21 protein-coding genes and 3 pseudogenes are annotated in these 23,633 nt (G+C 71.3%); 11 read left to right on the top strand and 13 right to left on the bottom strand.

The annotated features are described in order from the left end of the window. Positions 1 to 55: 55 nt before the first annotated feature. Both QIT00_RS21835 and QIT00_RS21830 read right to left on the bottom strand, forming a co-directional pair. Positions 56 to 1,184, bottom strand: a pseudogene (locus tag QIT00_RS21835) (lactonase family protein). 105 nt (positions 1,185 to 1,289) lie between these two features. Continuing rightward, complete coding sequence (locus tag QIT00_RS21830) at positions 1,290 to 2,105, bottom strand: NAD(P)H-dependent oxidoreductase (protein ID WP_282537026.1); 816 nt, start codon at positions 2,103 to 2,105, stop codon at positions 1,290 to 1,292. 236 nt (positions 2,106 to 2,341) lie between these two features. Between QIT00_RS21830 and glxA the strand changes: the two genes are divergently transcribed. Then, positions 2,342 to 4,342 (top strand): radical copper oxidase GlxA, encoded by a 2,001-nt coding sequence (gene glxA, locus QIT00_RS21825; RefSeq protein ID WP_282537025.1) that lies wholly within the window; start codon positions 2,342 to 2,344, stop codon positions 4,340 to 4,342. A gap of 325 nt (positions 4,343 to 4,667) precedes the next feature. Further along, entirely contained in the window at positions 4,668 to 5,744 is a 1,077-nt protein-coding gene (locus QIT00_RS21820) for a Ppx/GppA phosphatase family protein (protein WP_282537024.1), read from the top strand. Positions 5,745 to 5,786: 42 nt separating this feature from the next. Here the strand turns inward: QIT00_RS21820 and QIT00_RS38980 are convergent, their stop codons facing one another. Further along, entirely contained in the window at positions 5,787 to 5,912 is a 126-nt protein-coding gene (locus QIT00_RS38980) for a hypothetical protein (RefSeq protein ID WP_408909821.1), read from the bottom strand. Between the two features lie 54 nt (positions 5,913 to 5,966). Between QIT00_RS38980 and QIT00_RS21810 the strand changes: the two genes are divergently transcribed. The 4 genes from QIT00_RS21810 to QIT00_RS21795 are packed head-to-tail and all read left to right on the top strand — an operon-like array spanning position 5,967 to position 8,199. After that, entirely contained in the window at positions 5,967 to 6,125 is a 159-nt protein-coding gene (locus QIT00_RS21810) for a hypothetical protein (protein ID WP_282537114.1), read from the top strand. 28 nt (positions 6,126 to 6,153) lie between these two features. Continuing rightward, complete coding sequence (locus QIT00_RS21805) at positions 6,154 to 7,479, top strand: deoxyguanosinetriphosphate triphosphohydrolase family protein (RefSeq protein WP_282537023.1); 1,326 nt, start codon at positions 6,154 to 6,156, stop codon at positions 7,477 to 7,479. A 22-nt stretch (positions 7,480 to 7,501) separates the two neighbouring features. Further along, a complete protein-coding gene (locus QIT00_RS21800; RefSeq protein ID WP_282537022.1) occupies positions 7,502 to 7,798 on the top strand; it encodes a hypothetical protein in 297 nt (98 codons plus the stop codon). A gap of 29 nt (positions 7,799 to 7,827) precedes the next feature. Further along, the gene (locus tag QIT00_RS21795; protein ID WP_282537021.1) at positions 7,828 to 8,199 is read left to right on the top strand and encodes a VOC family protein; all 372 of its coding nucleotides are present in this window, start codon (positions 7,828 to 7,830) and stop codon (positions 8,197 to 8,199) included. Between the two features lie 44 nt (positions 8,200 to 8,243). Here the strand turns inward: QIT00_RS21795 and QIT00_RS21790 are convergent, their stop codons facing one another. Then, positions 8,244 to 9,125 carry an esterase/lipase family protein gene (locus QIT00_RS21790; RefSeq protein WP_282537020.1) on the bottom strand — a complete coding sequence of 294 codons (882 nt, stop codon included), beginning with the start codon at positions 9,123 to 9,125 and terminating at the stop codon, positions 8,244 to 8,246. 140 nt (positions 9,126 to 9,265) lie between these two features. Between QIT00_RS21790 and QIT00_RS21785 the strand changes: the two genes are divergently transcribed. From QIT00_RS21785 to QIT00_RS21775, 3 genes are all read left to right on the top strand, one after another. Further along, on the top strand, positions 9,266 to 10,006 hold the full coding sequence (locus QIT00_RS21785; RefSeq protein WP_282537019.1) for a class I SAM-dependent methyltransferase: 741 nt from the start codon (positions 9,266 to 9,268) through the stop codon (positions 10,004 to 10,006). A 264-nt stretch (positions 10,007 to 10,270) separates the two neighbouring features. Continuing rightward, entirely contained in the window at positions 10,271 to 11,638 is a 1,368-nt protein-coding gene (locus QIT00_RS21780; RefSeq protein WP_282537018.1) for a M20/M25/M40 family metallo-hydrolase, read from the top strand. Then, on the top strand, positions 11,635 to 13,182 hold the full coding sequence (locus QIT00_RS21775) for a YfcC family protein (RefSeq protein WP_282537017.1): 1,548 nt from the start codon (positions 11,635 to 11,637) through the stop codon (positions 13,180 to 13,182). Before QIT00_RS21780 ends, QIT00_RS21775 begins: the two co-directional genes overlap by 4 nt. Here the strand turns inward: QIT00_RS21775 and QIT00_RS21770 are convergent. From QIT00_RS21770 to QIT00_RS21735, 8 genes and pseudogenes are all read right to left on the bottom strand, one after another. After that, the gene (locus tag QIT00_RS21770; RefSeq protein ID WP_282537016.1) at positions 13,089 to 13,475 is read right to left on the bottom strand and encodes a carboxymuconolactone decarboxylase family protein; all 387 of its coding nucleotides are present in this window, start codon (positions 13,473 to 13,475) and stop codon (positions 13,089 to 13,091) included. The genes QIT00_RS21775 and QIT00_RS21770 overlap by 94 nt on opposite strands. 161 nt (positions 13,476 to 13,636) lie before the next feature. Next, positions 13,637 to 14,203 carry a DinB family protein gene (locus tag QIT00_RS21765; RefSeq protein ID WP_282537106.1) on the bottom strand — a complete coding sequence of 189 codons (567 nt, stop codon included), beginning with the start codon at positions 14,201 to 14,203 and terminating at the stop codon, positions 13,637 to 13,639. 6 nt (positions 14,204 to 14,209) lie between these two features. Beyond that, positions 14,210 to 15,349: pseudogene (locus QIT00_RS21760) on the bottom strand (serine hydrolase domain-containing protein); the annotation flags it as partial. Positions 15,350 to 15,471: 122 nt separating this feature from the next. Continuing rightward, positions 15,472 to 15,954, bottom strand: coding sequence for a GNAT family N-acetyltransferase (locus tag QIT00_RS21755; RefSeq protein ID WP_282537015.1), 483 nt, complete (start codon positions 15,952 to 15,954; stop codon positions 15,472 to 15,474). A 406-nt stretch (positions 15,955 to 16,360) separates the two neighbouring features. Next, entirely contained in the window at positions 16,361 to 18,088 is a 1,728-nt protein-coding gene (gene ctaD, locus QIT00_RS21750) for an aa3-type cytochrome oxidase subunit I (protein ID WP_282537014.1), read from the bottom strand. A gap of 161 nt (positions 18,089 to 18,249) precedes the next feature. After that, complete coding sequence (locus QIT00_RS21745) at positions 18,250 to 19,395, bottom strand: S1 family peptidase (protein ID WP_282537105.1); 1,146 nt, start codon at positions 19,393 to 19,395, stop codon at positions 18,250 to 18,252. Positions 19,396 to 19,740: 345 nt separating this feature from the next. After that, positions 19,741 to 20,058 carry a zinc-ribbon domain-containing protein gene (locus QIT00_RS21740; RefSeq protein WP_282537104.1) on the bottom strand — a complete coding sequence of 106 codons (318 nt, stop codon included), beginning with the start codon at positions 20,056 to 20,058 and terminating at the stop codon, positions 19,741 to 19,743. A gap of 111 nt (positions 20,059 to 20,169) precedes the next feature. After that, positions 20,170 to 20,679: pseudogene (locus tag QIT00_RS21735) on the bottom strand (VOC family protein); the annotation flags it as partial. Positions 20,680 to 21,008: 329 nt separating this feature from the next. Here QIT00_RS21735 and QIT00_RS21730 point away from each other — a divergent pair. Beyond that, positions 21,009 to 22,085, top strand: coding sequence for a diaminopropionate ammonia-lyase (locus tag QIT00_RS21730; RefSeq protein WP_282537103.1), 1,077 nt, complete (start codon positions 21,009 to 21,011; stop codon positions 22,083 to 22,085). 356 nt (positions 22,086 to 22,441) lie between these two features. Next, positions 22,442 to 22,597 (top strand): hypothetical protein, encoded by a 156-nt coding sequence (locus QIT00_RS21725; RefSeq protein WP_282537013.1) that lies wholly within the window; start codon positions 22,442 to 22,444, stop codon positions 22,595 to 22,597. Between the two features lie 465 nt (positions 22,598 to 23,062). Here QIT00_RS21725 and QIT00_RS21720 read toward each other — a convergent pair whose 3' ends face one another. Beyond that, positions 23,063 to 23,470, bottom strand: a complete 408-nt coding sequence (locus tag QIT00_RS21720; RefSeq protein ID WP_282537012.1) for an ATP-binding protein — start codon at positions 23,468 to 23,470, stop codon at positions 23,063 to 23,065. Between the last annotated feature and the right edge of the window lie 163 nt (positions 23,471 to 23,633).

Raw genomic sequence — 23,633 nt, 5'->3', positions numbered from 1 at the left:
GCGGGGTGCGTACGTCCATTGTGGCGCCGTGGGGCGGTGAACACCCGTCGCGGCGTCACAGAGGCAGCGCGCATACCGCCCCGGGGGAGGCGAAGCCCTCGCCGACCGGCCGCAGCGCGCCGTCGGGGGAGAGGGCGATGTGACGGGGGGAAGTCGCCGCCCACGGGGACCGTGTCGAGCAGCCGCAGGCGGGCGCCGCCGGACTCGATCCCGTACCGGGTGAGGCTGTTGTGGCCGCGGTTGGCGAGGTAGGCGTACGCGCCGTCCGGAGTGACCGCGAACATCGCCGGATGGCTGGTGCCGGACCCGGTGCCGGTCTCCTGCGGCTCGCCCGGAGTGAGGCGGCCGCTCGCCGGGTCGTACGCGCAGACGACCGCGGTGTTGTCGAGCTCGACGGCGACGTACGCGTACCGCCCCGAGGGATGGAAGGTGAGGTGCCGCGGGCCCGAGCCGGGCCGGAACGCGGCCTGCGCGACGCGGGTCAGGGTGCCCGCCGAGGGGTCCAGCCGGTACGTGTAGACCGTGTCCGTGCCGAGGTCGGTGGCGAGCAGGTGGTCGCCGTCGGGGGCGGTGAGGAATTGGTGGGCGGGCGGCCCCTGCTGTCCGGGACCCGGCGGCGGGCTGTCGTGGGTGACGAGGTCGGCCCGCTCGCCTAGGGCGCCGGACGCGTCGATCGGGTGGACGGCGACGTTTCCCGAGCCGTAGTGGGCGGTGAGCAGCCACTTTCCGCTCGGGTGCACCGACAGGTGGCAGGGTGCGGCGCCGCCGCTGTCGCGCCGCCCGATCACCTCGTGCGGGCCGTCCGGCCGGAAGCGGACCGCGGTCACACCGCCCTGCTCCTGCTCGTTCACCGCGTAGTACGTCCGCCCGTCCGGGTGGACCGCCAGATACGACGGGTCGTCGACGCCGGTGAGGGTCTCGCCCGCGGTGATCCTCCCGTCGGCCGGGTCGTACGAGGCCACCCCGATGCCCTTGCCGCCGGCTCCGGCCGAGGTGTACGTGCCGATGAGGAGCGGGCGCGGGCGGCCGGACCTGTCGCGGCGGGGCGACGGCGGGGGCGCGGGCCGGGCGCTCGCGCCGGACAGTGTGGCCAGGGCGCCCACGGCCGAGAGCGCGCCGAGGAGGCGACGCCTGCTGGGGCTGCCCTCGGGGTGGGAGGTGTGGGGCCGTCCATGGGGACACAGCGACGGGTGTGGTCCACGCCGGGCAAGCGCCGCAACTCGAATTGCGCGGTCCGCAACGGCAGTTGGGGCGCCCGGGCTCGGGGCCGCCGCCTCAGCGCCCCGGCCTCAGTGCCCCGCCCCCACCCGGTCGCGTGCGTCGAGCCGCTGTGCCGCGACCCCCGACCGTCCCGGTGCCACATCGGGCCGCAGTACCAGGTCGGCGTCGTAGTCGCCGCCCTGCTCGTGCCGGTAGCGCAGCGGCTCCTCGTCCGCCAGGCCGCGCAGCCGGTCTCCCAGGGCCTCGGTGGTGGCGCGGGCTCCCGCCGGGGTCATCCGGTCGGCGCCGTAGACGGTGAACGGGGCGAGCGGGGTCATGCCCGTGTACCAGAACGTGCCGTGCAGGAGCGGGAACAGCACCTCGTCGATCGGGCCGTGGATGCCGCGCGGGCCGAAGCTGGACTCGCGGGCCCCGACCGACGTGACGATCAGGGCGCGCTTGCCCGCGAGCCCGCCGTCCCCGTACCGCAGGGTCGTACCCGCCTCGTCCTTGAGGCCGAAGGCGAAGCCCTGCACGAGGACCCGGTCGAACCAGCCCTTCAGGATCGCGGGCGGCCCGAACCACCACAGCGGGAACTGGAAGACCACGGTGTCCGCCCAGGCGAGCTTCTCCTGCTCGGCCCGGATGTCGGCGCTCAACTCCCCGCGTCCGTGCGCCCGTTCCTGTGCGGCGCCGACGATGAGCCGCTCGCGCCCCGGGGCGGTCGGCTCGGCTCCGGGCCCCCCGAAGTCCGCCGGGTCGACGACGGCCTTCCAGTCCATCGCGTACAGGTCGGACACCCGGTGCTCGTGGCCGAGGGAGTCGAGCGTGCGCAGTCCCGCGTCGAGCAAGGTGCCGTTGAGGGAGTGCCGTTCGGGGTGGGCGTAGATCCACAGGATTCTCATGCCTCCGATCCTCCGGCAGGACCCCAGGATGAACCAGTGGCCAGATGGACTAGAACCGCAAGTATCTGGCCAGTCCATCGCCGCAGGGGGAAGGGCTCGGCCCCGGTCGGCCGAGGACCAAAGTCCCTACGGTCATCCAGGACTAATGTCCGGACTCGTCATAGAGTGCAAAACGTGCAAAACGCCCATTGGTGGGCGTCAGGGTCGCTGCCGTAGTGCCTCATGGGGAGTTGTCGATGGGATACCGTCCGAGCCGCCGCACCACCAGGGTCTTTCTGGGCGGCGCCGTCGTCCTTGTCCTCGCGGGGACCAACGCCCCGGCGGTCTACGACTTCGCCTCGGAGCGGTATCACGCGTACGAGATCGATCAGCCGGAGTACAAGGCGGAGAACGGCCAGTGGAAGGTCGTGGACGTACCGGAGAAGTACCGCATCAACACGATCCACGCCGCGCTCCTGCACACCGGCAAGGTCCTCCTGATCGCGGGCTCGGGCAACAACGCGAAGATGTTCGACGCGAAGACCTTCCGTACCGTGCTGTGGGACCCCGTGAAGAACACCTTCGAGAACGTGCCCACCCCCGCCGACCTGTTCTGCGCCGGACACACCCAACTCCCGGACGGGAACCTGCTGGTGGCGGGCGGAACGCAGCGCTACGAGACGCTCAAGGGCGACGTGGAGAAGGCCGGCGGCCTGATGATCGTCTACAACGAGAACCCGGACAAGCCGAAGACCCTGCCCGCCGGCACCCGCTTCACCGGCCAGGAGAACGGCAAGACCTTCGAGTCGCAGGCCAGCCTGGTCGTGCCGCGCGCGAAGAAGACCACCGACCCGAAGACCGGCAAGACCAAGGTCACCGCGAGCAACGCGCGCGTGTACGTGGAGGCACCGGAGAAGGGCGAGGAGTATCAGACCGGTGCGCAGGACCAGTACCGCGTCTCCGGGCTCAAGGGCGATGAGCGGCAGAACATCTACGGCATCGCGCAGAAGCTGTCCTTCGACAAGAAGGACTTCCAAGGGATCAAGGACGCCTACGAGTTCGACCCCGTCGCCGAGCGGTACATCAAGGTCGACCCGATGGGCGAGGCCCGCTGGTATCCCACCCTGACCACCCTGGAGGACGGCAAGGTCCTCTCCGTGTCCGGCCTCGACGAGATCGGCCAGGTCGTGCCGGGCAAGAACGAGGTGTACGACCCGAAGACCAAGAAGTGGCGCTACCTCCCCAAGTCCCGCTTCTTCCCGACCTATCCCGCCCTCTTCCTCGCCGACGACGGGCGGCTCTTCTACACCGGCTCCAACGCCGGGTACGGACCGGACGACCAGGGGCGCGAGCCCGGTCTGTGGGACCTGGACTCCAACGAGTTCACAAAGGTGCCCGGCATCAGTGACCCCGACATCCTGGAGACCTCGATGTCGGTACTGCTGCCCCCGGCCCAGGACCAGAAGTACATGGTGCTCGGCGGCGGTGGCGTCGGCGAGTCCGAGAAGGCCACCAACCACACCCGCATCGCCGACCTCAAGGCGGCGAGCCCGCGCTTCGTGGACGGCCCCGACCTGTACGAGAAGGCCCGCTATCCCACGAGTGTGATCCTGCCGGACGACAAGGTGCTCACCACCAACGGCTCCGGCGACTACCGGGGCAAGGGCGACACCAACGTGCTCAAGGCCGCGCTCTACGACCCGGAGACCAACAAGTTCGACTCGGCCGCCGCCCCGCTCGTGGGCCGCAACTACCACTCCGGCGGGCTGCTGCTCCCGGACGGCCGGGTGATGACCTTCGGCTCCGACTCCCTCTTCGCCGACAAGGCCGACTCCAAGCTGGCCACGTTCGAGCAGCGGATCGAGCTCTACACGCCTCCGTATCTCCACCAGGGCGGCGAGCGGCCCGAGTTGAAGGATCCGAACGGCGGGCGCAGCAGCGTCGAGCTGGGCGGGAAGAAGACGTTCAGCAGCAAGGACGCCGCGTCCATCAAGAGGATGCGCCTGATGCGGCCGGGTGCCTTCACCCACGTCACCAACGTCGAACAGCGGTCCATCGCCCTCGACTTCGAGCGTACGAAGGACGGCGTCGAGGTCACCCTGCCGAAGAACCCGGCACTCGTGCCGCCCGGCTGGTACATGGTCATGGCCGTCGACGACCGCGGCGTCCCCTCGGAGGCGGCCTGGCTCCACGTCCCGGTGAGCGAGGACGCCCCCACGCGCAAGACGACGGCGAAGATCCCGGCCGCGGCGCACTGAGGTTCGGTGGGGGCCTGCGGCCCCATCCGCGCCCCTGCCCGGGGCTGCCGCCCCTGGACCCCGCTTCGGGGCTCCGCCCCGGACCCCTACCGCGCTGAGGCGCTCGTCCTCAAACGCCGGACGGGCTGGGTTTGATAGGGGCGCGGGGCTGCGACGTTTGCGGCTCCGCCGCGGGGCGCGACCAGCCACGACGGCGCGGCAGCCGAAAGACGGCCGAGAAGGGGGTCCCGGGGGCGCAGCCCCAGAGCCCGTCCGGCTCGCGACCGTGCCAACGTCGGCCCCCACCTTCCGCATTGGCACCCCCTTCCTCGGGTACCGGCTAGGAATGCGTATGGGAGTGATCGATGTCGGTTCGAATACGGTACGTCTGGTCGTCGCGGACACGGACGGCGCCGTTCCGTTGCCGGTGCACACCGCGAAGCGGGCACTGCGCCTGGCCGAGCACGTCGACCGGGGCGGCCACGTGCCCGACGACCAGGTGGACCGGATCGTCGACGCGGTGGCGGCGGCCCGCGCCGAGGGCCGCCGCTGGGGCGTGACCGAGCCGTTCGCCTTCGCGACGGCCATCGTCAGGGACGCCCCCAACCGAACGGAGCTCCTCCGCAAGGTCGCCGCCCGTACCGGACTCCACCTGAACGTGCTGCCCGGCGAGGTGGAGGCCGAGCTGACCTTCCTCGCGGCGCGCCGCTGGATGGGCTGGCGCGCCGGGCCCCTCGCCATGCTGGACATCGGCGGCGGCTCCCTCGAAGTGGCCTTCGGACGCTCGAAGTTGCCGGACTTCGCGCTCTCCCTGCCGCTCGGCGCGGGCCGCCTCACCCGCGAGTTCTTCGGCACCCAGGACCCGCCCGCGCCCCGCCGCGTCAAGGCGCTGCGTCGGCACGTACGCCACCAGATGCGGGACGCCGCCGCGCGTGTCCGCTGGGAGGCGCCCCGGACGGCGGCGGCGACCTCGCGTACGTTCCAGCAGCTGGGGCGGCTGTGCGGGGCGGCGCCGGGACGGTTCGGCCCGTTCACGCCGCGCCGGCTCGCGCGCGCGGATCTGCGCGTGGCCCTGGACGAGTTGGCGCGGCGCACGAGCGCGGAGCGGGCCGAGCTGCCGGGCATCTCGGCGGCGCGGGCCCGGCAGTCCCTCGCGGGCGCGGTCGTCGCGCACACCGTGATGAAGCTGACCGGTATCGACGAGCTGACGATCTGCCCCTGGGGCCTGCGCGAGGGCATCCTGCTGCGCTGCATCGAGGACGGCGGTGCGGAGTGGTGGCACCGGACGGCGGACGTCGGCCTCGCGGATCCGGGCGGCGAGCCCGGAGCGCGGTCCGCGTGGCCCGTGCCCGAGCTGCAGGGCGTCCTGGTCGAGCAGGGCGCGGGCGAGCAGCACAACGGCGCCTCGGTGTGCGGCGCCTGACGGGCGCTCTCCCGGACGTCGGTGCTGGTCGGACGTCGGCGCTCAGTTCACGTCGACGTGGTCGATGAGCGCCGGCATCCGGGAGAGCACCCGCAGGCAGGCCCTGACCTCGGCGTCGGTGAGGTCGCCGTCCACCTGGCGCAGCAGGGCGTGTTCGCGGGCGATCACGGCGTCGAAGGCGGCCCGGCCCGCGTCGGTGAGGTGGACGAGCGAGGAGCGCCGGTGCGCCGGTACAGGGGGCCGACGAGCCAGGGGACCCCGCCCGCCTGGGTCGAGGCGTTCATGAGGTTCGGGGCCGGGACCGAGCGCACCCTGGACGACGGAGCGGGCTTCCACAACACCCTCGTACGGGACTTCCTCGCCGGAATTCCGGGAGCCTGAGGGGCGCACGCGCGCGTACCATCCGGCCATGCGACCCGCCCAGTACAGCGACGACGACCTCGAACAGCACTCCCTGCGGCGCCGGGTGTCCGACGACGGGCAGCGGTCCGGCTTCGAGCACGATGTGGACCGCATTCTCTACTCCACGCAGTGGCGGGCCCTCGCCGGCAAGAGCCAGGTCGTCGCGAGCGGTGAGCTCGGCGCGTACCACACCCGCCTCACCCACTCCATGAAGGTGGCCCAGCTCGGCCGCCGCATGGCCGAGCGGCTGCAACGGCGGTACGGCGGTCCGAACCCGGCGCTCGTCGAGGCGGCCTGCATGGCGCACGACATCGGGCACCCACCGTTCGGCCACGCGGGCGAGACCGCGATGCGCGCCACCATGGACGAACTGCGCGGCCGGGAAAGCCAGTTGGACAGCTTCGAGGGCAACGCGCAGACCTTCCGCGTGGTCACCTACCTCGCCGCGCACAAGTACCCCGGCCACCGCGGACTCCACCTCACCCGCGCCTGCCTCGACGCCGCGACCAAATACCCCTGGGAGCGCGCCCCGCTCGCCGAGAACCCGGCCCGCCACGTCAAGTGGGGCGTGTACGACGCCGACCTGGCCGCCTTCGCCTGGGTGCGGAACGGGCGCGCCGACACCGACGTGCCCGTCGAGGAACAGCTGATGGACTGGGCCGACGACGTCACGTACGCCTGCCACGACGTCGAGGACTTCTACCGCACCGGACACATCCCGCTCGCCTCCCTCTTCCCGCCGCCCGGCGCCGCGGGCGGCGACACCGAGCGCGAGGTGCGGCGCTTCCTCGACTACGTGCAGGGCAAGCGGGCCCGTGCCGGTGAGCCCTTCGACCGGGCCGCGGCCCAGGGGCTCCTCACGGAGATCGGCAAGCGGCTGACCGTGCCCGCGCCGTACAGCGGCAGCCACGACGACGCCGTCGCCGTCAACCGCCGCACCTCCGACCTCATCGACTACTTCACCCGCGGCATCACCCTGGACATCGGCGGCAGCGCGCCCATCCGCTACGGCGCCCGGCTCGTCATCCCGGCCGAGCGGCGCGCCGCCTGCGATCTGCTCAAGGAACTGGTGTGGGCGTACGTCATCGACCGCCCCGCCCTCGCCACCCAGCAGCACGGCAAGCGGCGCATCGTCGGCGAACTGCTGCGCTGGACCCACGAGTCGCCCGAACTGCTCCCCCCGGAGCGGGCCGAGGAACTGGCCGAGCACGGCGATGTGCTGAGGGCGGCGGCCGACCACGTCGCCTCGCTCACGGAGGACCAGGCGGTGGCGCTGCATCGGCGCCTCTCCGGCACGGGTCTCGGATCCGTCAACGACAATGTGTGGTTGTGACCGGGCAGTAGGATCGGCCGGCATGTACATAGCCTTCGGTTTCATGTTCGCCGTCATGCTGCTCCTCGCCACCAGCATCGTCGAGAGCAAGGTCAAGCGTGTGGAGGCCAGGACCGCCCGCGTCGAACGCAAGCTGGACCTGATCATCGAGCACCTGGGAGTGGACGCGGGCGGGCTGATGCCGGACCTGGCCCCGGTCCACGCGCTTCTGGCGGAGGGCAAGGAGGTGCAGGCGGTCAAGGCGTATCGCCAGATCACCGGCGTCGGCCTGAAGGAAGCGGCGGACGAGGTCAGGCGCCTCGGCGGCACCCCCCGCTGACCTCCGCCGCGCTGCGGGATCATGGACGCATGCTGAGCATCGGATCGATCGTCCTGGGCGTCTCGGACGTCCCCCGCGCGACCGCCTTCTGGACCCGCGCACTCGGATACGTACCGCGCGACGAACCCGAGGAGCACTGGGTGGTCCTCACCCCCGCCGAAGGAGAGAAGGGCCCGCACCTCTCCCTCGGCCGGAGCGACGTCCCGCCCTCGGCCCGGCCGCGCGTCCACCTCGACCTGTACGCGGGCGACGCCGCCGACCAGGCCGCCGAGGTGGACCGCCTGCTCGCGCTCGGCGCGCGGCGCGTCGACTGGGACAGCTATCCGGAGGACCCGGACTTCGTGGTCCTCGCGGACCCGGACGGCAACCTCTTCTGTGTCATCGACACCGGCCGCGCCTGACGGAGCTCACACTCCGGGGCGCGGCCGGTCGTTCCCGTACGGGCTCAACTCACCGCCGACAGGCAGGTGGTGGGCTTCGCGTGCGCGGGGTCCAGTGCGTTGGCCACCTCGTGGAACGCGAGCCGGTCGGTCAGGCCGATCGCCACGTGCTCGGAGAGGTCCGCCGCGCACTTGTCCTGGATCAGCACGTTGGTCACGCCGGGCCCGTCGAGGAACTGCGAGGCGTACGGGGTGACGACCTGGTCGTACTTGGTCGCGATGACCGTGTACGTGACGCCGGGTACCGTGTCGCCGCCCTCGTTGAGCTTCGTCAGGAACGGGGAACCGGCGATCTGGTCGGCGAGGGCGGGAGTGTTCTCGTCCACGAACTCGCGGGCGCCGGGGAACACGTCGAGCAGCTTGGTGAGGCCGTGCAAGGTCGTCCCATGGTTGCTGGGCGCGATGCCGACGAGCGCGTTCACCTCGTCGGCGCCGCCGAGGAACTTCAGGTAGTGGCGCGGCATCATCCCGCCCTGCGAGTGCCCCACGAGGTCGGCCTCGTCGGCGCCGGTCGCGGCGAGCACCTTGTCGACGTACGCGTCCAACTGCTCGGCGGACTTCTCGACCGGGCCGAGGCCGTGGAACAGCGGGACGTTCGGCAACTGCCCGTAGTCCAGGGAGAAGACGCAGTAGCCGCGCTTCACCAGATACGGGGCGAGCCCCAGCCAGTTGTCGACGGAGTTCCCGAACGTGCCGTGCACGAGCACGATCGGACGGGGGTGCGCGGCGGACGGCCGGCAGTCGTAGTCGTTCCAGCCGCTGCTGGGCGCGGCGGCGGACCGGGTGGGTTCGGCCTGCGCGGCGGTGACCGGCGTCAGCGCGGCGGCGGCCAGGAGCAGGGCGGTGAGGGGGCGCAGCGCGCGCCGGAAACGGGAATTGGGTGGCATCGAACGGACTCCCTTGCGGCTTGTGGGGGAGGAGCGTCGTGCGCCAGCCAAGTTACGGGCGGGTAGACACGGCGGGAAGTAACGGGTCGGCAAAAATTGACACAGAGTCAATAACGAAACCCGGCGGCTAGGGTGGCGGAATGTTCACCTCCAAGGGGCCGACCCTGCGCGAACTGGCCGAACAGGCGCTGACCTCCGTGGAGCGGGGCTACGACCTCCTCGCCCCCAAGTTCGACCACACCCCGTTCCGCACCCCGGACCGCTTCGTCGAAGCCACCGAGTCCGTGCTCACCCGCCTCGGCCCCTTCGACTCCGGCCTCGACGTGTGCTGCGGCACCGGCGCGGGGCTCGACGTCCTGCGCGCGGTCTGCCGTCGTCGGGTCACGGGCGTCGACTTCAGCGCCGGAATGCTCGGGCGCGCGGGGGCCGACGGTGCGGGGAAGCCGGCGCACCTCGTACGGGGCGACGCCCGCGCACTGCCGTTCGGTGCCGCCTTCGACCTGGCGGTCAGCTTCGGTGCGTTCGGCCACTTCCTGCCGGCCGAGCGGCCCGGCCTGTTCGCCGAGGTGCACCGGGTGCTCCGGCCCGGCGGCGTCTTCGCCTTCCCGGTCGCCGCCCCGCCCCCTATCGGCACCCCGATGTACTGGACGCTGCTCGGCTTCGACGCGGCGATGCGGGTACGCAACCGGGTGCGGCGGCCGCCGTTCGTCATGTACTACCGCACGTGGCCGCTGGGCGCGGTGCGCGCGGATCTGGAGCGTGCGGGGTTCGTGGTGTCCCTCCACCCACTGGAGGAGTTCGGGCGCCGCCGGGACGGGAGCCCGGGGTGCCGACTGGTCGTGGCCCGCAAGCCGGGTGAGGTCACCCGTACGGCCGCGTGATCTTCTCCCCTCCCCGCCCCTTCCCGAATCTCCTCAATCGCCGGAGGGGCTCAATTTTGAGCCCCTCCGGCGATTGAGGAGGCCCGTCCGGCAGGACTTAATCCAGCCCGTCCGGCGTTTGAGGACGAGCCCGCAGGGCGATCGGCGGCGTCCGAGTCGACGGTGCGGGACCCGGGGCCGTCCCGGATGCGGCAGCCGTACGACTCCGCGATGCTCACCCCGTACCGCCATGCGACACCGCCATGCGACGAGAGGTGTGCCGGAATGCAGGACGACGCCCACGACCTCCCCGCCACCGTCGACGCCCTGATGGACGGCCTCCGCGCCGACCTGGAGGAGCTGGCCGCCATCCCGTCCGTGGCCTTCCCCGGCTTCCCATCGGGGCCCGTCCACGAGGCCCACGACCTGCTCGTCCGGCTGCTGCGCGAGGCGGGCGTGCAGAACGTCGACCGCATCGACCTGCCCGACACCGCGCCCGTCGTGTTCGCCGAGATCCCGCCCCCCGACCCGGCCGCGCCCACCGTGCTGCTCTACAGCCACTACGACGTCCAGCCGCCCGGCGACGAGTCGCTGTGGCTCTCCCCGCCCTTCCAGCCGACCCCCGTCGATGGCGGGCTGCGGGCGCGCGGCATCGCCGACGACAAGTCCAACGTCATCGCCCACCTCGGCATGCTCCGGGCGTACGGCGGCAGGCCCCCGGTCGGCGTCAAGATCGTGTTCGAGGGCCAGGAGGAGTACGGCAGCGCCTTCGACACGTATCCGCAGACCAGGCCCGAGCGGTTCGCCTGCGACGCCATGGTCATCGCCGACCTCGGCAACCTCCGCCCCGGAACGCCCACGCTCACCACCGGGCTGCGCGGCGCGAGCGAGGTCGTCGTCGAGGTCCGCACCCTCGAAGAGCCGCGCCACAGCGGCGAGTTCGGCGGCGCCGCACCCGATGCCCTGCTCGTCCTCGTCAAGGCCCTCGCCACCCTGCACGACGTCCACGGAGACGTCGCCGTGGACGGCCTGCGCCGCGAATCCTGGTCCAGCACCGGCTACACCGAGGACGAGTTCCGCACCCTCGCCGGGGTCCGCGACGGCCTGCCGCTGCTCGGCTCCGGCGAACTCGGCGAGCGGCTCTGGAGCGGGCCCGCCCTCACCGTCGTCGGCCTGGACGCGCCGACCGTCGAGGGCGCCGCCTCCGCCGTCGTCCCGTACGCCCGCGCCAAGCTCAACCTGCGCTTCCACCCCCGGCAGGACCCGAACGAGGCACAGGCCCGGCTCGTCGACCACCTGCGCTCGCTGCGCCCCTTCGGCGTACCCCTGACCGTCACCCCCGGCGACACCGGGCCCGGCTACGAGGCCACCACCGAAGGGCCCGCCTACCGCGCCGCCCGCACCGCCCTCAAGGAGGCCTGGGGCGAGGACGCCGCGTACGTCGCGACCGGCGGCTCCATCCCGCTGGTCAACGGGCTCGCCCAGGCCGCGCCCGACGCCGAGGTGCTGCTCTTCGGCGCGCAGGACAGCATGTGCAACCTGCACGCCCCCAACGAACGCGTCCTGTTCTCCGAACTGCGCAACACGGTTCTCGCGATGTGCGCGTTCGTACGGGAGTACGCGACGGACTTCCGCAGGGACGCGGCCCGATGAGCACGCCCGTCGGTGGCGACGGTGCTGCCGCCACCACGGGGGAGCCCCAACAGACGGACGGCAAAGGGAAGTTCACGTTTCCCAGTGCCCTCACCGTCCTCGCCGTCGTCACCGTCGCGATCTGGCTGCTCGCCTTCCTCATCCTGCCCGGCACGTACGAGCGCACCGAGGACGGCGCACCCGTGCAGGGCACGTACCACCGCGTCGAGTCCACGCAGAGCTTCGTCGACCGGCTGAACGACCTGTTCCTCGCGCCGGTCAACGGCCTGTACGGCGTGCAGGACGAGAAGACCGGTCAGGTCGGGCCCGACCTGACCGGCTCCCTCTACGGCAGCGCCGGTGTCTTCCTCTTCGTCCTCGCCATCGGCGCGTTCATCACCGTGGTCTTCGCGACCGGCGCCCTGGACCGCGGCATCGCCCGCCTCGCGCACCGGCTGCGCGACCGCGGCGCCCTGCTGATCGCGGGCGTGATGCTGGTGTTCTCCGTGCTCGGCACGGTCGAGGGCTTCGCCGAGGAGACCCTCGGGTTCTACGGCCTGCTCGTCCCGATGATGCTCGCCCTCGGCTACGACCGGATGGTCGCCGTGGGCGCCTCCATCCTGGGCGCGGGCGTCGGCGTGCTCTGCTCCACCGTCAACCCGTTCGCGACCGGCGTCGCCTCATCGGCCGCCGACATCTCCCTGGGCGACGGCATCGTCCTCCGTTTCGTCATGTGGATCGTCCTGACCGCCGTCACCATCGCGTACGTCGTGCACTACGCGCAGCGCGTGCGGAAGAACCCCGCCCGTTCCCTCAGCGGATTCCTGCCCGGCGACCGCGATCAGTCCGCCGCCACCACGGAGGAGGCCCCCGAACTCACCAGGCTCCACAAGGCCGTTCTGGCCCTGCTCGGACTGGTCTTCGCGTTCATGATCTTCTCGGTGGTGCCCTGGTCGAGCGCCCTGACCGGCGACGCGGACGCCGAGCCGTACGGCTTCGAGCTCGGCTGGTCCTTCCCGCAGTTGGCCGCGCTGTTCCTGTGCGCGGCGGTCCTCGTCGGGATCGTCGCCCGGTTCGGCGAGCAGAAGCTGAGCTCCACGATCACCCAGGGCGCCGGCGACTTCATCTCCCCGGCCCTCGTCATCATGCTGGCCCGCGGCGTGACCGTGATCATGAACAACTCCCGGATCACGGACACCGTGCTGCACTCCATCGAGGGCATCGTGAAGGGCACCTCGTCCGGGGTCTTCGCGGTCATCGTGTTCGTCGTGAACCTGCCGCTCGCCTTCCTGATCCCCTCCACTTCCGGGCACGCCACGCTCGCGATGCCGATCCTCGCGCCGCTGGCCGACTTCGCGGGTGTCTCGCGCGCCGTCGTCGTCACGGCCTGGCAGGCCGCGAGCGGCTGGATGAACCTGTGGGTGCCGACCACGGCCGTCACCATCGGCGGCGTCGCCCTCGCCAAGGTCGGCTACGACAAGTACCTGCGGTTCGTCTGGCCGCTCCTGGCCATCCTGTTCGTGCTGATCTGCGCCTTCGTGGCGCTCGGCGCGATCCTGACCTGAGGTCCCGCCCGGCTCAGTCGGCCAGGGCGGCGAACATGCCCGGCTCGTACGACCCTGTGCCGCCAGACGGCCACCAAACTGAGCCGCGGCGCACTCTCCCCGGCGGCCGCGGCCTCCTTGCTGTGCACGTCGACGCAGAAGGCGCAGCCGTTCAGCTGACCGACCCGCAGCTCCACCAGCTCCCGCAGCGCCTTCGGCACAGTCGACTGCTCCAGCGGCAGCGAGGCGTTGAAGAACCGCTTGGCGACCTTCGCGGCGGTCGGGCTCTCCATCAGATGGAAACGGGGTTCCATGGCGTACGACCTCCCGGCTTCCTGGCGTACGACCTCCCGGCTTCCTGGCGCGGGCTCGGTGCGCCGCGCCGTACGCACACAGGACGCCGGGGCGTTGGGTTCTGTGACAGCAACGGGGGGCGGGGCCTCCGGAAGTGGCGCACGACCTTGACGGGCGTCCGCTAACCGGTGCCGGTCGCGGACCCGTCGGCAGAGGTGGGGCCGCCCGGCGCGACGGCCCGCAGCAGGCGCAGCTGCCCGATCTCGGCGGCGTTCTTGGTCAGCTCGACATTCACCCAAGCCACCAGGTCGGCGATGGTGCGCCCGGCCTCCCGCGGCCACGGGAACGCCGCGGGCTCGTCCCAGCCGTCCCCGCTCGCCGCTTCGAGCCCGGCCAGCCACTCCGTACGCAGTCCACCGAGCCACTCCACGGCCGGCAGCCCCGGCCCGGGCCACTCCACGTCGAGCGGCTCGGGCGGCGTCGTACCGCGCAGGTGCGCGAGGGCGGTGGTCCACCACCAGCCGATGTGCCAGCTCAGCCAGGCGACGGTGGGTACGGGCACCGGGTCGGGCTCCGTCTCGGCCCAGTCCGGTCGCCAACCACCGTCCGGTGTGCGGTGCAGCGTCCAGCACAGCGGTGCGGGCTCCCACAGGAAGTCGTCCGGTACGAGCCGCTCCAAGTGGTAGTCGCACAGCGCCCAGGCAACCTCGAACTGCCCGACGAGCAGCTGCGCTCGGCGATCGTTCATCACGCCCCCCACACAAGACCGCAGCGCCGAGATCAACCGGTTCGCCCGGTCGTCCCCATGGCCCACCATGCGATTCGCCACGTACGCGAACCCCACGCCGAACTCGTCGTCCCCGAAGGCAAATTGACCCCCGGCACCGTCATTGCCGAAGCTGCGCGCCCCGAGCAGCGGGCGGAACGACGGCGAGTCGAGCAGGAAGCCCGAACCCCAGCGCACCCCCATGTCGAGCCCCAGCCAGGAAGGCCCGGACGACATCTCCCGAACCGCGTCGCTCACCGTCGGCTCGGACAGCAGCCGCGGCGCACCGTCGATGCCGGTCGCGGCGGCCGCGTAGAGCCCCGCGAGCCCGCTCGCCGAGGCCAGCGCCCCGGAGCCCGGCAACTCCATGCCGAGCAGCGCCGGGTCGTTCCAGCCGCGCGGCGCGTCCAGGCCGGGGAAGGCGAGGGCGCCGTTCATCGTCACGATGCGCGTCAGCAGATGCTCGGGCCCCGGCATCGCGGGCCGCCCCTCCGCCTCCACAAGGCGGGCACGCCCGGCCTGTTCGGCCTCGGACGCGCCGATCCACGCGTGCAGCCCCAACGGCTCGGCGACGGTCCGGCGGAAGTGGGCGCCCGGCGTGTACCCGGTGATCCGCCGCACCACCTCACCGAGCAGGAAACCGAGCACCTGACCGTGGTACTCGTACGCCGAACCCGGCTCCCACAGCGGCTTCTGCTCCTCGATGGCCCGCACCACCGGCGTCCACGCGGCGATCTCCTCGAACGACGGCGACGCGTCGAGCACCGGCACGCCGGCCCGGTGCCCGAGGACCATGCGGCAGGTCACGGACTCCTTGCCGTGCCGCGCGAACTCCGGCCAGTAGCGGGCCACCGGCGCGTCCAGATCGAGCAGGCCCCGTTGCGCGAGGAGGTGTACGGAGACGGCCACCAGGCCTTTCGCGCAGGAGAACACCGGCACGACCGTGTCCTGCTGCCAGGGCCGCCCGGTGCGCTCGTCGGCCACCCCGCCCCACAGCTCCACGACCTTGCGGCCACCCACGAACACCGTGGTAGCGGCCCCCAGTTCGGGGAAGTCGTCGAAATTCCCGGCGAAGGCGTCGGCCACGGCGCCGAACCCTTCGTCCACCCAGCCCTGCTGCGCTGCCACTGCCGTCGTCCGTTCCCTGGTGTGCGTACGCGGATCTCCGTCCGCCGGTGCGAGGGCGGACCGGCGCACGCTATGCGCTCGCGCGCGGGGGATGCCAACGAATTACGCGCGAGTGCGAACCGTCAGGTGAGCGACCGGCTGAAGCGGAGTGCCGGTTCTCCTTCGAGGGTCGTCTCGCCGACGCAGCGGAAGCCCGTCCGCGTGAGGACCGCGCGGGAGCCCGCGTTCACCCGGGTGGTCTCCGCGAACAACGTGTGCAGGCCGTACGAGTCGGCGGCCAGCCGGAGGATCCGGCGTACGGCGACGGTGGCCAGGCCGCTGCCGGTCGCGCGTTCGGCGATGCGGTAGCCGAGGTGGGCCGTGCCGTCCTCCACGTCGACGAGGTTGATCCGGCCGAGCACCGAGCCGTCCTCGTCGACCACTACGTGGAAGTAGCAGGCGCCGGTGGCCTGTTCGGCGAGTCGGGCCTGGTGGATGTCGGCGAACTCGGTGAAGTACGCGTCTCCCCGGTCCGGGACCCAGCGCGCGAAGTACGCGCGGTTCTCCCGCTCGAAGTCGAGCAGAGCGGGTGCGTGTTCGGGGCGCAGGAGCTGGAGTTCGGGCATGGCGCCACCGTAACCGCTGCGGGGTACGGGTCGACGGCCGCTCGATCGTCTGATCTTTGCCCGCAGTGTTCGAATCGGGCCTGCGAATTCCCCGGCGGGGACCGCCCAGTTGACCAGCGTCGATTACACAGGGCGAAGAACTCCCGTAGCGGAGGCCTTGGTTCCATCACTCATGTGGGGCAATGGGGCTCATCCCGCGCTTATGGCGATTCTGTGAAACTGCATTCCTATCCGATGACCGGGGTGCCGGACGTCGCGGCGTGGACGGGGTGGTGCGCGCCGCGGCCCCACGGCGATCCAGGGCCGGATGCGCGTATGCCGGACGCGGCTGGCTCGGCATACGCGGCGGGGGCTCCGGTGCACCACGGAGCCCCCGCGCAGAATTCCCCGCAGCGAATGCTTCCTGTCAGTGGCCGCTCCTGCCCCCGGCCCGCAGGCGCTCCTGGTCGGCGTGCTCGATCGCGATGATCTCCGGGTGGTGCAGGTCGAATGCCGGGGACTCGGACCGAATGCGCGGCAGCGACTCGAAGTTGTGCCGGGGCGGCGGGCAGGAGGTGGCCCACTCGAGCGAACGCCCGTACCCCCACGGGTCGTCCATGCCGACCGGCTCACCGTATTTCGTCGTCTTCCAGACGTTGTAGAGGAACGGCAGCACCGAGAGGCCGAGCAGGAACGCGCTCATCGACGAGATCGTGTTGAGGGCCGTGAATCCATCGGCCGCGAGATAGTCCGCGTACCGTCGCGGCATTCCCTCCGCGCCCAGCCAGTGCTGCACCAGGAACGTGCCGTGGAAACCGACGAACAGCGTCCAGAAACAGACTTTCCCGAGCTGTTCGTCCAGAATTTTTCCGGTGAACTTGGGCCACCAGAAATGGAATCCGGCGAACATCGCGAAGACCACGGTGCCGAACACCACGTAATGGAAGTGCGCCACCACGAAGTACGAGTCGGAGACATGGAAGTCCATCGGCGGCGAGGCCAGGACGACGCCGGTCAGGCCGCCGAACAGGAACGTGACGAGAAAGCCCGTCGTCCACAGCATCGGCGTCTCGAAGGACAGGCTGCCCTTCCACATCGTGCCGATCCAGTTGAAGAACTTCACCCCGGTCGGCACGGCGATGAGCATCGTCATGAACGAGAAGAACGGCAGCAGCACCCCACCCGTCACATACATGTGGTGCGCCCAGACCGTCGCCGAGAGCCCGGCGATGGCGATGGTCGCGCCGATCAGACCCATGTACCCGAACATCGGCTTCCGCGCGAAGACCGGAATGACCTCGGAGACGATCCCGAAGAACGGCAGCGCGATGATGTAGACCTCCGGATGCCCGAAGAACCAGAACAGGTGCTGCCACAACAGCGCACCCCCGTTCGCCGGGTCGAAGATGTGCGCCCCGAATTTCCGGTCCGCCTCCAGAGCGAGGAGCGCCGCGGCCAGGACCGGGAACACCATGATCACGAGCACGGCCGTGAGCAGGACGTTCCAGGTGAAGATCGGCATGCGGAACATCGTCATTCCCGGCGCCCGCATGCAGATGATCGTGGTGATGAAATTGACCGAGGCGAGAATCGTGCCGAATCCGGAGAACGCCAGGCCCATGAGCACCATGTCCGCGCCGATATCGGGCGAGCGAACCTCGCCCGAGAGCGGCGTGTACATGAACCAGCCGAAACTCGCCGCCCCGTCCGGCGTCAGAAAGGAGCCCACGGCGATCAGCGAACCGAAGAGATACAGCCAGTACGCGAACATGTTCAGCCGTGGAAAGGCCACGTCCGGCGAGCCGATCTGCAACGGCATGATCCAGTTCGCGAACCCGGCGAAGAGCGGTGTCGCGAACATCAGCAGCATGATCAGGCCGTGCATCGTGAACGCCTGGTTGAACTGCTCGTTGGAGATCAAGTGCGTGCCCGGACGGGCCAGTTCCGCACGCATCGCGAGGGCGAGCAGACCCCCGAACAGGAAGAACGCGAACGACGTGACCATGTAGAGCGTGCCGATGGCCTTGTGGTCCGTGGTCGTCAGCCACTTCACCACCGTGAGTCCGCGCCCGGTCTGCCGTGGAGCCGCCTGCGCGTGCGGGGCGCCCTCCTCGGACGCGGGCTGCGGGGATGGGGACGGGGGATGGATGGCCACGCGAACACCAGGCCTCTCTGCATGGACGACGTCGGCACGGGAGCCCGCCCAAGACGGGCCCCTGCGACGACGATGTCCCCGCGCGACCGCACGACGCACGGAGCCACTCGGGTGCGTCACCCGGACAGCTCGCCCGTCCGGGTGGCGCACGCCGGGACGACTCAGGCGGTGTGCAGCGTCAGCCCGTACCGCCCGAGTATCTCGTTCACCGGCTGGAACCAGGTCTCGCCGCCGCCGGAGCAGTTGCCCCAGCCGCCCGAGGTCACGCCCTGCGCCTGGTCGCCGCTGATGAACGAGCCGCCGGAGTCGCCCGGCTCGGCGCACACGCTCGTCTTGGTCATCTGGTGCACGGCGCCCTGGCTGTAGTTCACCGTCTCGTTCTTGGCGAGGAGCGTGCCGCAGTGCCAGTGCGTCGTGGAACCGGAGCGGCAGATCGACGCCCCGACCGGCGCCTCGGCCGAACCGCGCACCAGCTGGTCCGGGACCGTGCCCCAGCCCAGGACCACGGGCACCGTCCACCAGCCGTTGCCGACACTGACGTACGCGTAGTCGTCGCCCGGGAACGACGAGCCCTGGAAGCTGCCGATGTCACTGCCGTCCCAGCCGCGCACACCCGCCCCCGCCGGCCCGCAGTGCCCGGCGGTCACGAACCCGCCGTGCACGGAGAAGCCGATCGAGCAGCGGACGTTGCCGGTGTAGTACGGGTCGCCGCCCACGGTCCCGGCGGCGAACGTGGCCGGCGCCTCGGCGACGGTCTCGACCCGTACGGGCACGGCGGCGGTGGAGCGGGCGCGCTTCAGGAAGGACCTGACATCGTTGTCGTCCCGCTGCCCTTCGACCACGCTCACGACGAGCCGGTTCTCCTGCAGGGCAACATGCCAACTCGCCACACCGGCGGGTGCGTTCAGCCGGTCGATACGGGCCTTGGCGGCGTCGAGCTGAGCGGCGCCGCGCTTGACGATCCGGACGGCGGCGCCGGTCGCCCGTACCGCTTCGGCCTTGTCCTTGCCGGTGAGGGCGACGGTCAGCCGCCCGTCGGCGCCGCTCCTTGACGGCGTGAACCAGGAGCCGCCGTAGGCCGCCCCGGCCGCCTTGCGCGCGGCCCGCTCGGTCCGGGCGGCCTCGCGCTCGGCGTCGAGCCGGGTGCGGGCCTCGGCGGGCGTCAGGCCGAGGTCGCGCCGCAAGGCGTCGAGGAGTGCGCCGGAGGGGGCTTCGGGCGCGGGCCCGGGCGGGGGAGCGGCCGCGGCGGACGGGGCGAGGAAGGCGGCTGTGCAGGTACCGGCGAGGAGTAAGGAGGAGAGGGCGATCCGCGCAGTGGCCGTACGCCTCGTCCCACGTGTCGTCTCGTGTCTCGTCCCGCGTCCCTTCTCGCGTGTTGTCTCGCGTGTCGTCTCGCGTCTTGTCTCACGTCTTAGCTTGCGTCTCACGATGAGGACCCTTTCGTCGTTCCCGGAGGTGGGGTGGAACAGGGTGGGGTGAGAGCGCTCTCAGAACTGGCCGAGGCGGAGCTTAGAAGAGCCGCCTCGGCCATGTCCATACCAAGTCGTGAAGTTGTACGCGGAGGGGGTGTGCCGGAGGGATCCCTTACGTGCGGGGGGAGTTGGTCCCGCTCATGCGCGGCCGGTGCTCATGCACGAGGCCGCGGCAGGCTCTCACGCGTACGGATTGTTGCCCTGCGACGGGCCGCCGGACTGCGGCTGGCCGGGCGCCTGGAGGCCCTGGCCGCCCTGGCTGCCGGAACCGTGCGCGAGCAGGCCGTCCGCCTGGTCCTTCGGCACCTTGTGCTCGGTCCCGCAGAACGTGCACTGCGTCTGGTACGACGTGGCGATCGGGAACAGTGGCACGAAGAACAGCGAGAACTTCGTGACCTTCTTACGCAGTGAATGGGCGGCGGGATTGCCGCAGTTACCGCACACCAGCGTGATGATGGCCAGCTGGTACAGATAGCTCTTCGTGCCGAAGATGATCACGGACAGCCTCTCCCGGTCCCGGTCGGCCGCCTGCCTTGAGCGACGGCTTGTGCGGTCATCGTACGTGGGTGCTTTACGCGTGGGCATACGGTCGCGAGGGGGAGGGCTCGCGGCGGCGTCGGTGCACGTGGCGCCGAGGGAGCGGAGACGGTCGATCTCCGTCGGCCAGTCGGCCTCGGCGGGCACCGCCAGGTCGAGGTGCAGTCTGTTCGTGCCGGTCTTCGGCGCGACCGGGGGGCCCACCCCACGTGACCTTCGTGCCGCCGTCCGGCGACTGGATCGCGGTCTCCTGGTCCTGGTCCCAGACCAGCGGCCACCGCAGCGCCGCGCTCCAGAAGTGGCCGACCTCCTGCGTTCCGTCGCAGGCCGGCGCTCCGATGAGGCCGGTGTCGGCGAGGAAGGTGTTGCCCGCGCCGGTCGAAGTGGGCCTGGTTCCGGCCGGTCTTCGGCACCGGGACCGGCAGGAAGCGGATGCGGAAGTCGGCCGGACCGGGCGGCGCGATGGCGATGTCGTCCGCCGGAGCCGTCGGCAGGTGCCCAGCCCAGCACCCCGGACCAGAACCGCGCCAGGTCCGAAGGGTGCGCGGCGTGGAAGCAGACCGCGAAGAGTCGACTGTTCATGCCCCCCCGGGAGTCTCCGATCCTCGAACTTCGGTGGTCCACCTGTGTGTTGGCCCTGCCCGGCAGGTGGATCCTGTGATCCTCGAACTTCCTTGTTCCACCCGGGTGTTGGCATGCCCGGCAGATTGGCTGCTTGCCCTCCGCGTGCGGAGCCCAGGTCTGAACGTCCGCCGCCGCATCCGAATTCCGCCGCCGGGCGGCCGACTGAGACCCGACGCGGGCGAGGGCCGCACGGAACCGGTGCTGGACCGGCGGGCTCTCGTCTGCGCACGCTTGCTCCCGTGTCAGCCAACTCCGCAGGAATGACGTCCTCCGCCTCCCGCACGCCGATGTGGTGGTCGCACCCGGCCGCCCGCTCGTGGACCTGCGCCCCCGCACCCGCCGAGGCCCGCGCCTACCACGCGGCGCTGTCCGACTACCACCCGACACCCCTGGCGGAACTCCCGGCCCTGGCAGAGGAGTTGGGACTGGGCCGCGTCTTCGTCAAGGACGAGTCCGCACGCCTCGGGCTGCCCGCGTTCAAGGCGCTCGGCGCGACCTGGGCCGTGCACCGCGCACTTGAGGGGCGGGCGGCGGGGCCGGTCACGTTGGTGTGTGCCACCGACGGCAATCATGGGCGCGCCGTGGCCCGTACGGCCCGACTGCTCGGTGAGCGGGCCCACGTGTTCGTGCCGCAGGGCGTCCACCCCGACGCCGTACGCGCCATCGCCGCCGAACAGGCCGAGGTGACCCGGGTCCCGGGGCCGTACGACGACGCCGTGCGCCGCGCTGCCGAGGCCGCCGCCGGGCCGGACGCGATCCTGATCCAGGACAGCGCGTGGCCTGGGTACGAGCGGGTGCCCGCGTGGATCGTCGAGGGGTACTCCACGCTCTGCGCCGAGATCGACGCCCAACTCGCCACCGCGGGAGCCGGGTTGCCCGGTCTCGTCGCCGTACCGGTGGGCGTGGGGTCGCTGGCGCAGGCTGTTGTCACGCATTACCGCAGCCGCCCGTCCGGGCCGCCTCCGGCACTCCTCTCCGTCGAACCGGAGTCCGCGGCCTGCGTCCTGGAGAGCCTCGCGCGCGACGAGCTCCGCACCGTCAGCACCGGCGGGACGACGATGGCCGGACTGAACTGCGGTACGCCGTCCAGCCTCGCGTGGCCCGTCCTGCGCCGAGGCCTCGATGCCGCGATCGCCGTCACGGACGCCGACAGCGCCCGCGCGGCAGCCACCCTCGCCGAGCTCGGCATCTCCTGCGGCCCGTGCGGCGCGGCCCCGCTGGCCGGGATCCGCGCGGCCCTGACCGGCCCGGGCGCGCGGGACCGCCGCGCCCTGCTGGGCCTCGACCAGGACTCGGTCGTCGTACTCCTCAGCACGGAGGGGGCGGCGGCGAATCCGCAGGTTCGGGACGTCGGGCGTACGTGAACAAGTGAAGGGGCGGGGGCGACGAGGGGGTGGCCCGCCCGGAGCGTCCGCGTCCGCCCGGCATGTGATGTACCGCACGAGACGTGTGGAGTGTGGCGTACGCCGCAGGGACGGGGTGCCGGGCCGGTGGGGCGGCGTGATCTATGTCATGGGGAACGGCGCATTCCGGCCATGATCGGGTGCGTTGAGGGATGTCCTGTCCCGGAATGGGGTCATCTTTCCGTCCCGGCCTGTGACGATTTGGTGACGAGGAGTTTTATCGACCCCCCTGCAAAGCCGGGAAACGAGCTCGTAGACTCACTCCTCGCTGTCGCCAGGCAGTACGAAACATGTCCCCGAGGGAAAGAGGCTTCACGGTGAGCCCCGCTGACAGTGCCGAAGCTCCGATCTACGCCGACCTGGTGGAAGAGAGGGGAGACGTTCCTGCTGAGGCGCGCCAGGCCGCCGAGGAGACCCTGCGTGAAGCCGACCGCGTGCTCGACTTCAGCACCCTCGAAGTGACCGCGGCCTAGCCCCGCCTACGGTCGGTCCTGGGCGCCGCACTGCCCAGTGGCCGAATCCCGTCTGCGGGCGAGCAGATGCGCCTGCGTACGCCCTCGCCCTCACCGCGTCGGCGCACATCCGCGTACGCGGCTGGAACCCGGCCTCGCTCGCGGCGCCCGGATGAGCCGTCACCCGGCCCTGGCCCCAACGCATCTCCACACCCGCCTCCACAACGCGCCTCCATGACCGGCCCACCCCGCCGGTCCGCACCAGCCCGGCGAAGAGCGAGAGCACTGCTCTACCTGGAAGGCGAGAGCGCTGCTCTCGTCCGCACCAGCCCGGCGAAGAGCGAGAGCACTGCTCTACCCGGAAGGCGAGAGCACTGCTCTGTCCCGACGATGAGAGCACCGCTCTGTCCCGAAGGCGAGAGCACCGCTCTGTCCCGAAGGCGAGAGCGCCGCTCTGCCCCGAAGGTGCCGGAAGGTGAGCGCCGCTCACCCCAGCGGCACGCTCGCGCAGATGCGCTTGCCGCCCGCCCGCTGCTCCACCGTCACGGCCCGGCTCAGCGCGTGCACGATCTCCAGGCCGTGCCGGGAAGGGCGCAGCGCATCCGGCGCGACCATCACCGGCAGCGCCGGTTCCGTGTCCCAGACGCTGATGTGCAGGGCGTCCGCGGTCAGTTCGAGCTCCAGGACGCACGGGCCCGACGCGTGCTTCACGACGTTCGTCACCAATTCCGTGACCACGAGGAGCGCCGCACCGAGCGCCTCCGCCGGCACCGGGAACGCGGCGCTCGCACGCAGCCCGGCGACGAACTCCGACACCAGATCCCTGGCGTGCACGGCGCTGTCCGTACGGCCCTCGAAAGCCGCACCCGCGTAAGTGCTGCAGCCGGTCGGCATGATCGCGGCCCTCTCCTGTGGTGCTTGTTCGGTCCTGCTGCCCGCCCTGATGAAGCGGCGGGCCGGTGCGGCACTCCTCGGGTACGGACCCCGTACTCCCCGGGCACCTCTCACCTGGAACGCGGATACCCGCCGCGGGCCGCCGCATGCATGTATCGGGCAA

This window comes from Streptomyces luteolus, assembly GCF_029968015.1.
GTDB lineage: Bacteria > Actinomycetota > Actinomycetes > Streptomycetales > Streptomycetaceae > Streptomyces > Streptomyces luteolus.
This window is presented reverse-complemented; position numbering and strand designations above follow the sequence as displayed.

What these genes read in the sequence shown, in the direction of transcription:
- QIT00_RS21830 (WP_282537026.1), bottom strand. Translation starts at nt 2,105, where the DNA reads ATGAGAATCCTGTGGATCTACGCCCACCCCGAACGGCACTCCCTCAAC.
- glxA (WP_282537025.1), top strand. Translation starts at nt 2,342, where the DNA reads ATGGGATACCGTCCGAGCCGCCGCACCACCAGGGTCTTTCTGGGCGGC.
- QIT00_RS21820 (WP_282537024.1), top strand. Translation starts at nt 4,668, where the DNA reads ATGCGTATGGGAGTGATCGATGTCGGTTCGAATACGGTACGTCTGGTC.
- QIT00_RS21805 (WP_282537023.1), top strand. Translation starts at nt 6,154, where the DNA reads ATGCGACCCGCCCAGTACAGCGACGACGACCTCGAACAGCACTCCCTG.
- QIT00_RS21800 (WP_282537022.1), top strand. Translation starts at nt 7,502, where the DNA reads ATGTACATAGCCTTCGGTTTCATGTTCGCCGTCATGCTGCTCCTCGCC.
- QIT00_RS21795 (WP_282537021.1), top strand. Translation starts at nt 7,828, where the DNA reads ATGCTGAGCATCGGATCGATCGTCCTGGGCGTCTCGGACGTCCCCCGC.
- QIT00_RS21790 (WP_282537020.1), bottom strand. Translation starts at nt 9,125, where the DNA reads ATGCCACCCAATTCCCGTTTCCGGCGCGCGCTGCGCCCCCTCACCGCC.
- QIT00_RS21785 (WP_282537019.1), top strand. Translation starts at nt 9,266, where the DNA reads ATGTTCACCTCCAAGGGGCCGACCCTGCGCGAACTGGCCGAACAGGCG.
- QIT00_RS21780 (WP_282537018.1), top strand. Translation starts at nt 10,271, where the DNA reads ATGCAGGACGACGCCCACGACCTCCCCGCCACCGTCGACGCCCTGATG.
- QIT00_RS21775 (WP_282537017.1), top strand. Translation starts at nt 11,635, where the DNA reads ATGAGCACGCCCGTCGGTGGCGACGGTGCTGCCGCCACCACGGGGGAG.
- QIT00_RS21770 (WP_282537016.1), bottom strand. Translation starts at nt 13,475, where the DNA reads ATGGAACCCCGTTTCCATCTGATGGAGAGCCCGACCGCCGCGAAGGTC.
- QIT00_RS21765 (WP_282537106.1), bottom strand. Translation starts at nt 14,203, where the DNA reads ATGAACGATCGCCGAGCGCAGCTGCTCGTCGGGCAGTTCGAGGTTGCC.
- QIT00_RS21755 (WP_282537015.1), bottom strand. Translation starts at nt 15,954, where the DNA reads ATGCCCGAACTCCAGCTCCTGCGCCCCGAACACGCACCCGCTCTGCTC.
- QIT00_RS21730 (WP_282537103.1), top strand. Translation starts at nt 21,009, where the DNA reads ATGTGGTGGTCGCACCCGGCCGCCCGCTCGTGGACCTGCGCCCCCGCA.
- QIT00_RS21720 (WP_282537012.1), bottom strand. Translation starts at nt 23,470, where the DNA reads ATGCCGACCGGCTGCAGCACTTACGCGGGTGCGGCTTTCGAGGGCCGT.